This is a genomic window from Paraburkholderia sp. SIMBA_027 (assembly GCF_046535315.1).
GTDB lineage: Bacteria > Pseudomonadota > Gammaproteobacteria > Burkholderiales > Burkholderiaceae > Paraburkholderia > Paraburkholderia tropica.
Map to the genome: position 1 here is coordinate 1 of NZ_JAWRWY010000044.1, position 8,636 is coordinate 8,636.

Annotated in this window: 9 protein-coding genes and 1 pseudogene; 5 read left to right on the forward strand and 5 right to left on the reverse strand. The window is 58.2% G+C overall.

Annotated features, from left to right (window positions below):
• The first annotated feature begins 182 nt into the window (after positions 1–182).
• From SB764_RS37770 to SB764_RS37780, 3 genes are all read left to right on the forward strand, one after another.
• Positions 183–353, forward strand: coding sequence for a hypothetical protein (locus SB764_RS37770; protein WP_183708761.1), 171 nt, complete (start codon positions 183–185; stop codon positions 351–353).
• Positions 354–417: 64 nt separating this feature from the next.
• On the forward strand, positions 418–1,647 hold the full coding sequence (locus SB764_RS37775; RefSeq protein WP_080180428.1) for a type VI immunity family protein: 1,230 nt from the start codon (positions 418–420) through the stop codon (positions 1,645–1,647).
• 445 nt (positions 1,648–2,092) lie between these two features.
• Positions 2,093–2,542 carry a pentapeptide repeat-containing protein gene (locus SB764_RS37780; protein ID WP_410866433.1) on the forward strand — a complete coding sequence of 150 codons (450 nt, stop codon included), beginning with the start codon at positions 2,093–2,095 and terminating at the stop codon, positions 2,540–2,542.
• Positions 2,543–2,711: 169 nt separating this feature from the next.
• Here the strand turns inward: SB764_RS37780 and SB764_RS37785 are convergent, their stop codons facing one another.
• Together SB764_RS37785 and SB764_RS37790 are read right to left on the reverse strand one after the other, a co-directional pair.
• Complete coding sequence (locus SB764_RS37785; protein ID WP_183708763.1) at positions 2,712–3,269, reverse strand: hypothetical protein; 558 nt, start codon at positions 3,267–3,269, stop codon at positions 2,712–2,714.
• Positions 3,270–3,445: 176 nt separating this feature from the next.
• Positions 3,446–3,799: a GNAT family N-acetyltransferase gene (locus SB764_RS37790; RefSeq protein WP_410866434.1), complete on the reverse strand. Its 354-nt coding sequence runs from the start codon at positions 3,797–3,799 to the stop codon at positions 3,446–3,448.
• A gap of 230 nt (positions 3,800–4,029) precedes the next feature.
• On the opposite strand from SB764_RS37790, the gene SB764_RS37795 reads away from it, so the two are divergent.
• A complete protein-coding gene (locus SB764_RS37795) occupies positions 4,030–4,422 on the forward strand; it encodes a hypothetical protein (RefSeq protein WP_410866435.1) in 393 nt (130 codons plus the stop codon).
• A gap of 781 nt (positions 4,423–5,203) precedes the next feature.
• Here the strand turns inward: SB764_RS37795 and SB764_RS37800 are convergent.
• From SB764_RS37800 to SB764_RS37810, 3 genes are all read right to left on the reverse strand, one after another.
• The gene (locus SB764_RS37800; protein ID WP_183708665.1) at positions 5,204–5,644 is read right to left on the reverse strand and encodes an SET domain-containing protein; all 441 of its coding nucleotides are present in this window, start codon (positions 5,642–5,644) and stop codon (positions 5,204–5,206) included.
• An 82-nt stretch (positions 5,645–5,726) separates the two neighbouring features.
• Positions 5,727–6,224 carry a hypothetical protein gene (locus SB764_RS37805; protein WP_074987917.1) on the reverse strand — a complete coding sequence of 166 codons (498 nt, stop codon included), beginning with the start codon at positions 6,222–6,224 and terminating at the stop codon, positions 5,727–5,729.
• A gap of 98 nt (positions 6,225–6,322) precedes the next feature.
• Positions 6,323–8,050: a phage integrase family protein gene (locus SB764_RS37810; protein ID WP_410866436.1), complete on the reverse strand. Its 1,728-nt coding sequence runs from the start codon at positions 8,048–8,050 to the stop codon at positions 6,323–6,325.
• A 322-nt stretch (positions 8,051–8,372) separates the two neighbouring features.
• Between SB764_RS37810 and SB764_RS37815 the strand changes: the two are divergent.
• Positions 8,373–8,636: pseudogene (locus tag SB764_RS37815) on the forward strand (IS6 family transposase); the annotation flags it as partial.

Consider the following 8,636-nt stretch of genomic DNA (forward strand, 5'->3'; position numbering starts at 1 on the left):
GCGTCACGTCCTAACGCAACTGTGCTCCCGCCGGGGAGGGATCGGTCGGCCGTTCTGCGCGTTTTTACACGGCCTCGACCCGCAGCGGACCTCACCCGCCCCGAAGCGCTCATTCAAGAATTTGCGCCGTATTTGCTATCCTTGACGAAGCGTTTGCATTTCCGCAGTTTCCGAAGGCTTCGATGGATTCGACAATGGGCGTGGTCGTGATAATTGCGGCCATCGCCTTCGCTGTAGTACAAACTGAAGCGCTCCTCGCGATTCTCACTGCACGCGTGGCTATTATCCGTGTCAGAAAGGCTGCGGCGGGTGGCGCTAATGGCTGTCCTGTGATCGCCGCCGAGGTCGCCTGATATCGTAGCAAAATCAGGGCTTCGGGCCGCTTCCAGTAATTAAAATCTCCGATCAGGGGGATTGATGGATTCTCAGAAAAATCAAACCGTACTTACGCCGTTGCAGGCCTTCTCGCAGTATGGCGAAGAACTCTCTAACCGGCTTGAGAATGGCAGGATGGGGATGTTACCTGGCCTGGTGGGGACGATCTATTTCGAACGGGGTGCACTGCCGGATGGACGTCAGGCCATTCTTGAGTGTTTTGACCGGTTTGCTGACATGTTCGGCGAACATCTGAAAGGCGGAAAAGACTCAGATGATGGGCGATTCACAAAGCGCACCGCTGCGGGCGTAGAGAAAATCAGGCGTTCGATTATAGAAACGCCGATGTACATGATAATCGGCGCTCTCCGTGCGAGCGCGACTGATTACGATACGGCCGCAGAATATAAAATCAGCGTGTTGACTGGGACGGCAAACCCACAAGACCGGACAATGCCGTCCGGTTGCTTTGTGCCGGCCGGTCATGAGGCCGGTTTGTCGCTACTGAAATTCAACGTTCCAATGGAGCTCGCCACCAAACCATCGGGGCTTGAGCAATATGAGGCATTCCTGCGTTTTGTCTGCGAAAAGTTGAAAGTTCGTGGAGGCTATGGCGGGTACGCGCCTGTTTTTCCCTACAGTTACCATCGCTACATGCCGCAGGAATGGGCTCTCGCACAGCGTTTTAGTGGTTTGGATATGATAAGCACTGCGCATCTTAACCAGGCGCATGAAGTTTATTCTTACGAGGGTGATTCTCGCGACAGCGTAACTGCTATCTACAGACAGCTTGTCCCTGGCGCAAAAGTCGACGCGTGGGGTTTTATCAAGAGCGTGAACTGGTACACGATTCTTGGCCCAGTTTTCGTCGAACGCCTGGGCGGGGTGGCGCGGATCCGCGATTCTCTCGCCCGACCGGATATCCGCATTGAGGAGATCAACTCGAGCGTCGCAATCCGGGCAGGTGAATTCCCGAGGCTGGGCGCGCCGGAAGAGGGGCTGCCTGAACCCTATGTTTTCGTGAACAGTTTGCTGCGTGTATTGCGCGATCCGATGCCGGACTCGCTGCACACGTTCATCCCCGACCTGCCCAGCGCGGACAAAAGGAATACCGCTGCATGGGAGGCGCGGTTTGATCTACCTGGTGCGCCTCCGATCCCGGAGCCTCCGACGATCGTACCGCCCCAACTGCAGGTCGTTCAGGTGAACTCCAATACTAAGCGCGACACAAGAAAGGCGAATGGCAGGCGAATGCAGAGCGAAAGGAAATAAATTTGGTTTGCAAGACGGGCGGTCGCAGTTCGATTGTTGACGGCAAACGACGCACGCGCGTCGCATCCTTGATGCAACCCAGGTTTGGCAGGTCGCAGTGATGGTTTCGAGGATGCACATCGGAGTGGGGCGGCATCTCGGTTCGCGACCCGAACGAGACACTCAAGGCGTCCGATAACAGTCACTCGAGTTAAGCGGCGGGAGAAAAATGGTTCGACGCGCCGATCATTCAGTGTGTGGGTTCGCAAAAATATGAATTACTATGTGGATCCCGACGCCCGTATAAGCACCGTTAGTCGTTATGGTCTCGCGCAGATCTATTGTCGTCATTCTCCTCTCTTGCCTTTCTCCTTACGGAGTAGCTTCGACCGGACGCAAGAACTACCGGGCCTCCTGTCAGACCCTCCAAGAACTGGGGCTTACCGTTAAGGGAAAGCTGCCTCCGATGCGAGACCACCGCCCTCAGTACGATGACTCTGGGCCGCCGGGAGTTAGCTTTTTTCGCACTCAGGTTAAGGATGTAGATCTTTCCAGCCTTACAGTGCCAAGAAGCTTCTTTGGTCGCTCGGAGATAAGGAACGTGAGTTTCGAGAACAGCGATCTCTCTGAGTCCACCCTGTGCTGGAACAATTTTATTGAGGTTAACTTCAGTCGTTCGACTCTGACGCAATCTGATTTGCGTGCCTCGATGTACGTGAGAGTATGTTTCGATAAAGCAGATCTAAGTGGTGCCGACCTTCGGCTTTCGTCGTTTAAGGCATGCAGCTTCGTTGGAGCGAATATGACTAGCGCTGTGGCAAGCCGTGAACAGCAGGCCAGTCTTCCTCTGTCTGATGAACAGCGAGCCCAAATGTCTTGGAGGGCAGATGAAGGGGAAGAACCAGGTGGCGGCTAACCATTTCGTCGGGAGGGATCGCCCACAAGCTGCACTTGCGGGCATGCTTGGACCGGGGCAGCCATAGGGTGCCGTGCGATCTCGGTCGCAATTGTCGACGATTCACATCACGGCATCGACCGTCCGTTCCTGGTCGCGATGGAGTGGATGACTTCGTCTTCAAATATCGTCAAGCAGCTGGCTGCAGTGTGCCATGTGCCAGGCGATTGAGCATTGCTGCGGCATCGGGATCGAGGTAATAAAGCACCATCGCCTGTCCGTTGTCTTTGAAATAAAATCGGCGCCCGTCTAGTTGCTGAATATCGCGCATAACATGAGAAACGGTTTGTGGATCCGCCCAGGTCCCCATTACCTTTGCGGGCAAATTGCGCTCGACGTCCCCGATCCAATACTTCAACCAAGCTTTGGCACTTTGCAGATCAACAAAATCTCTAACATTGTTCAAACCGTCGGAAATTCCTGCAACCTGGCACAATCGTCTTACGATCCGCGTGTAGTCGCCCGTTGAAGTAATGCACTTCGGGTCGAAGTTCCACACCCGCGAACAAAATGGACGGTTCCACGGTTCACGCTCCACCTCGATACCGAGCACAAAGAGAACTAAATCGAAGGGGCGCTTCTCGTATTCTTCGCGCGAGAATGAATAGAGCATATCTTCGATCGTAATGCCGTTGTCAAAGTTGATGCCGCAATCCGAAAGCGTTGCAAGTTGCTGCTCAAGTGTCATGACGGTACTTTCCTTTGCAAATCGAGGGCTCTATTGTCGACAATCTACGCCATGATGTCGAACACCCGAAGTCGGCCGAACACGGCCCGACGCGGCAGGCCTTGGCCAACTCGAAGCTCCCTGCCGAGGAAATCCAACGCAGTCGCGCAATACGGCCGAGTAACTGGCTCTGCCGGTCAGCGATCAGTCTTCCATTCCATCTTTTGCACGTTGACTCCAGGTTGACTGGCCAACGGCTCCCACTCGGGCAGGAATGTGAATCCTTGCCGACGATACATCATCACCGCATCGGCATTGTCTGGCGAGACGCTCAACACAATTCGTTGATGTCCGCGTTCAATTGCGCGTGCCTGGATTGCATTGACTAAGCGGCCCCCGATTCCCATGCCTCGTTCTGTTCCTTGATGGTTATCGAACGGGGCACGCCGTTGATTCTGCCGAAAGCATGGCGTCCCAGCGTCATTGTCATCGATGTAACAGCGATCGCTGACTGACCGTTGATGGCCGCACTGCGTCCCACGACCGAGCATGCCGCTCGCCCCCGGGCCCCCGTCTCATGCAACCGGCATAACCGACCCGCAAGGGGTCCTTCGGTTTTCCGCAAAGTAGCCGTTAACTCTAATGCGTGCATTCCGCGCTGGATCGTGTGAGTCAATCATTCACGACATTGCCGTTCCGATTGGAGCGATCGTATTCTGGCTGAAACATTGATCCGCGGGCGCAGCTATTCAAGCTGTAATTCAAAGACACAGAAGCAGTCATGCTGGAAGCAAGCAAAATAGCATTCGCGAGAATACGCGAAAAAACACCCCTCATAACATCGTTGGTGGTATTTTCAATCGTTGTCTCGATTGCGAGAGGTCGAGCCTTTGGTGCGGCGCTCGGGAGGTTGATTCCTGTGTTTTTGTTTTGCGCCGTATTTTTCATCTATCAGGTGATCAAGGCGCGCCGAACGCTAAATGGGAAGGCAAGACTAAGCAGAAAGCAATTATTCTCGCGCTTTTATTTGGCAATATTTACTTTGTTTATTTTATATTTTTTATTTTCAATATTTTGGGAAGTAAATGGAAAGGGGGAGGAAGCATTCGGGATGCTTTTACCAATTTTTCTGTTTGCGTCGTGCTGTGTTCTATTGCCTTATATCGAGAGTTAAGTGATCTCCCAGATGATTTTGAAGGGGGAATGTAAAAATCCAATTCGGCCGAAGGTTGCGATACCCGTGCATTGCTGCATCTGGGTAGCGGCAAGGTGACGGCGAACGTGGGCGCCAACCGCATTGTCAATGGTTTAGCCACATCGGCCGAGTGTCCAGTCATGGCCGTGCCCCGCCCATTTAGATAGCAGGCCGCAGTCAAAGACTGAATCTAAGAACTTCCCTGTTGGCAGCGGCCGAAGCAAGGAGGTCTCGTAGCGCCACCAATTGCGAGACAAGATCCGTCCGCTGAACCTCAATAGTATGGGTATCTCCAGCGGGGGACCACCCACAAACGAAACTCACCGGGCCGTCACCCTGCGATTGAAGCGACCGGAGGCAGAACTCTAACTCAGGTGCAATTTGTAAAAGAACCGCGGGCTCAGCCTCATCCTCTTCGAATTGGTCGAACGTCGTCCCCAAAGAATTGTTAATTCGATTCCAGAATCCCGAGGTAAAGAGCCACTCGGAGACTGCGCCGTCCAGTATGAAGGCAGGCTCTGCGGAGCCGCCTGCAATATAGAAGCGCGATGCCTGTAATCTGCGCATGGGGGAAAGGTAATCTCGATGCCGGAGGCACTTATTCTCGACGATCCGTGCGACGACGTCGAACGACCGAAACTGGCCGAAACCGGCGGCTACCTGCGAAGGTGGCTGTGGCATGCCGCGATGGCAGGCATTCGCCAGCTAGCCATGGTCGCTGGAATCCCGTTCCCCTGTTGGGCTGTGTGGCGCGCGGTGCTCAACGAGTACTTGCCAGCATCGTGCCGCGGCATGCCGAAGCGCCACATCGGCAGCGATAGTCGTCCAGCGACTTTCGGCGTTTTGCGTTCGGCACCTGCAGGTAATAGTCGATAAAGAGCTCTTCACCTTCGCCGATTTCGCGCTTGGCTTCGATGAAAATGCGACCGTCCTCCTCGACGGCCTCGCAGTTGGCATCACAGGCATGATTCAGCCAGCGCGCGCTGTTTCCGCCCCGGCCGCCGTCGATGACCTGTCCGTCCTCTCTTCCGAACAGAAAGGTGTGCCCTTCCGCTTCGCGGTGGGCGTAATGCCGCGCGGCTTCAGGCCACGACGTCACGAGTCCGCGGTATTCAAGAATGCGCTCGCCTGCGCCAAGTGCCCGGAGCGCGAAGACGCCCTTGCCGTGTATGGAGGAGCGCCGCACGGAAACACGTTTCATCGTCTGCTGATTAACTGAGTGGGGTGATCGCTGGGGCATTATCTGCGCCCGACGGGACGAACAACTTTAGTGCTGCCAGGGTCTAGGTGGCCGCAGGCGCAGCGCTGCCTCGCGTCGGCAGTTTAAGCAGGTCTCTGGGCTGGCCGGCCTTTCCGCTCGCCGCGATGGTCATCAACTGATCCAGATAGTCGCTGGCTTTCGCGAAGAGTTCAAGTCGCACGGTGCCGAGCATGCGGTCGTATTCGTTGACCACTTCTGTCAGGCCATCGAGCAGTGGTGCAGGAAGCGCGCCGTACGCACCCGATTCATGAAAAGCGAGCAGGGTCTGCGCCAGCTCCTGCTCGACCCAGTCGAATCTGGCAGGTGGGATCAGGCCATGTCCGGCACGGGCAATGTGACCGCTGATGATACAGACCTGCGCCAGATGGTTGATCAGCCCCTGGTCTATGTCGCTATGGCGGGCACGCTCGAGCATCAGGCGCGTGCGCAGGATGAGCTCCGACGCGCGGTGGCGTGCCATCGGCAGCTGCAAGGCCTTGGAGTGGCCGGCGGGCCGGCGTGCTGGGCTTTGATTGGACATGAGGGGGTTCGGGATGGATCAAGGCGAGACGATTGTAGGGCAACGTGGAACGCTTCTGGGGAACTGGCGCGTGGCCGGTGACCCGTGGTCCCCGGGCGTTACGTCCGGCGGGCGAAGGCATCACCGATCTGTTGCGCCCGCTTGACCTCGTCACTGTGCAGGTAGATCGAGGTGGTTGACACGGAGGCGTGCCGCAGGTTGTCGCGCACGGTGGTCAGTTCCGCTCCACGCCCGAGCGCGTGCGTCGCGTGCGTGTGCCGCATCCAGTGCGGACTCGCACGCCGCAGCTTCTCCGCGAGCGGCGCGTGATCCGCTTCGATCGCCCTGGCGGCGAGCAGGAAGAACCGTCGCATCACCATCCACAGGCGCACGCTGCTGATGCTTGTGGTCGTTGCCCCGGCGCGATCCGCGTCGAGACTGCCGATGATGGGCGTCTCCGGGCGCCAGTGCAGTTGCGTGGCCGGCAGTCCGCGTTCGGCCAGATAACGCGCGAGCGCGCCCCAGGCAAGCGGCGGGAGCGCCACGCGCGCCAGCTTTTTCCCCTTGCCCGTCACACGTAGCCAGTAGTCACCGCGCGGATCGGTTTCGACATGACCCAGCGTAGCGCCGACGAACTCTCTGGCGCGTAGCCCCGTCGCGTAGCCAAAATCCAGCAGAAAGCGCAGTCGCTGCGAGGCGGCCGCCGTCCAGCCGTGCGACCATTCCAGCCCCTCAGCGATCGTCCGTACCAGCGCCCATTCTCCCTCGCTGAAGGCGTGCGAGACATCGAGCACGTTTGATCCGGACGCTTCCCGCACCTTGACGCCCGCAAACGGATTGGCCAGCACATAGCGCTGCTCGATGAGCCAGCGGAACAGGGCGCCCAGGATAGAGAGCGCATGCGCGACCGATCGTGCGGAAAGGCTTCCATTGAACGGCCGCCAGTCGGGGGAAGTGCGAGGGCGTACCGGCCCGACCCAGCGCCCATGCGGCGCGGGATGGCGCAGGAAGGCCCGGTAGGCGATCGCATCCTCGGTCGTAAGCGAGGAGAGCGCGCGGCCGCGCTCGACGATCGCCCACAGGATCAGCCGCTCGGCTTCCTTGCGGTAGGTGCGCTGAGTCGCAGGCGACTCGTGCAGCGCGAGCCAGGTCCGGACCGCCTGGTAGTCGTTGGTCGCATCGAGTGTGCAGGTCGCGGCCGGGGCGCGGAAGGTGCCCTGGGAGCCATCGACTTCGTGCGGCAGGCTGATCGACTCCCACGGCACGATGGGACCCGGCCGGCTGGCCACGATCAGTGCACGCGCCTTTTCGGTGAGCGCGGGCCAAGCGGCGAAGAATGCCTCGATCGCGCGGGCGCTGGCTGCGCCGAGACCCGGCACGACCTTCCACCACTGGCGTCGGCGCGGAATGCGCACGGTGAGATCGGCAAGCGTCGTGATGCCGTACGCCTGCAGCACACGCACGGCACGCGGCGCGAACCACTGCGCGATGTCGTCGGCGATCTGCGGCTCGCGCGGGCGGGCGGTGCGCAGAAAGTCGATGGCCTGGGCGACGGCTTTCGCGTGCTGCGCGCGCGCATCCGCGGGATGGTCGAGCAGGGTGGCCAGATCCTCGCGGTTGACGGCACGCGCGAGTGCCACCAGGCGCCTGCGGATGCGCCCGAGCACGCCGCGCGCGGATCTGCCATCACCCAGCGCCGAAGGCAGATAGCGCTCGACCGCCGGCCGCACGGCGACGCCCGCGTACCACGCGCGCAGGGCGGCGAGTTCGGCGGCATCGGGGAAGCCGGATGTTTCAGGAGGAACCGTATCGGCCGGGGTGGGCTGGGCAGTGTGACGCGTTTTCATACATCCTAGTTTACTCGATAAATACATGCCTTATGATAAGAAGGATTATCCTAATAGCACGATGGTGCATCGATTTACGCTTACGCAAGCAAAGATGTGTCTATGTTGCAAGGAAACTTGTGTCTAGCCCCGAGAGCTGCCATTTCGCGCGAAATTTTTCCGTCACGTGAGAAAGTCGACCGGAAATTCGCTTATCTTGCTCTCATCCCCATCATTCAGGTGCCTGCTTCGTTTCAACTTCATTTCAAGACGTACAGTGCGACACAACATTACTTGCAACGGCACTGTCAGGTTGCTGGAGGTGTGGCAGTAGAATGAAGCGATGAAGAAGACGAAATCGCTTTATCACGGCCACCGCTTCCCCGCTATCGTCATCAGCTGCGCCGTTCGCTGGTACTTCCGGTTCAGCCTGAGCCTGCGCGACATCGAAGAGTTGTTGCTCGAGCGTGGCGTCGTGGTCACATACGAAACCATCCGTTGCTGGTGCGACAAGTTCGGCGCTGGATTCTCTAAGTGCGCCAAGGCGGCGCGGCGCAAGCCAGCCAACACCTGGCATTTAGACGAGATGTTCGTGACGCTACGCGGC

Coding starts and splice junctions, on each gene's coding strand:
- SB764_RS37795 (WP_410866435.1), top strand. CDS start 4,030: ATGCTGGAAGCAAGCAAAATAGCATTCGCGAGAATACGCGAAAAAACA.
- SB764_RS37780 (WP_410866433.1), top strand. CDS start 2,093: ATGCGAGACCACCGCCCTCAGTACGATGACTCTGGGCCGCCGGGAGTT.
- SB764_RS37800 (WP_183708665.1), bottom strand. CDS start 5,644: ATGAAACGTGTTTCCGTGCGGCGCTCCTCCATACACGGCAAGGGCGTC.
- SB764_RS37805 (WP_074987917.1), bottom strand. CDS start 6,224: ATGTCCAATCAAAGCCCAGCACGCCGGCCCGCCGGCCACTCCAAGGCC.
- SB764_RS37785 (WP_183708763.1), bottom strand. CDS start 3,269: ATGACACTTGAGCAGCAACTTGCAACGCTTTCGGATTGCGGCATCAAC.
- SB764_RS37775 (WP_080180428.1), top strand. CDS start 418: ATGGATTCTCAGAAAAATCAAACCGTACTTACGCCGTTGCAGGCCTTC.
- SB764_RS37810 (WP_410866436.1), bottom strand. CDS start 8,050: ATGAAAACGCGTCACACTGCCCAGCCCACCCCGGCCGATACGGTTCCT.
- SB764_RS37790 (WP_410866434.1), bottom strand. CDS start 3,799: ATGCTCGGTCGTGGGACGCAGTGCGGCCATCAACGGTCAGTCAGCGAT.
- SB764_RS37770 (WP_183708761.1), top strand. CDS start 183: ATGGATTCGACAATGGGCGTGGTCGTGATAATTGCGGCCATCGCCTTC.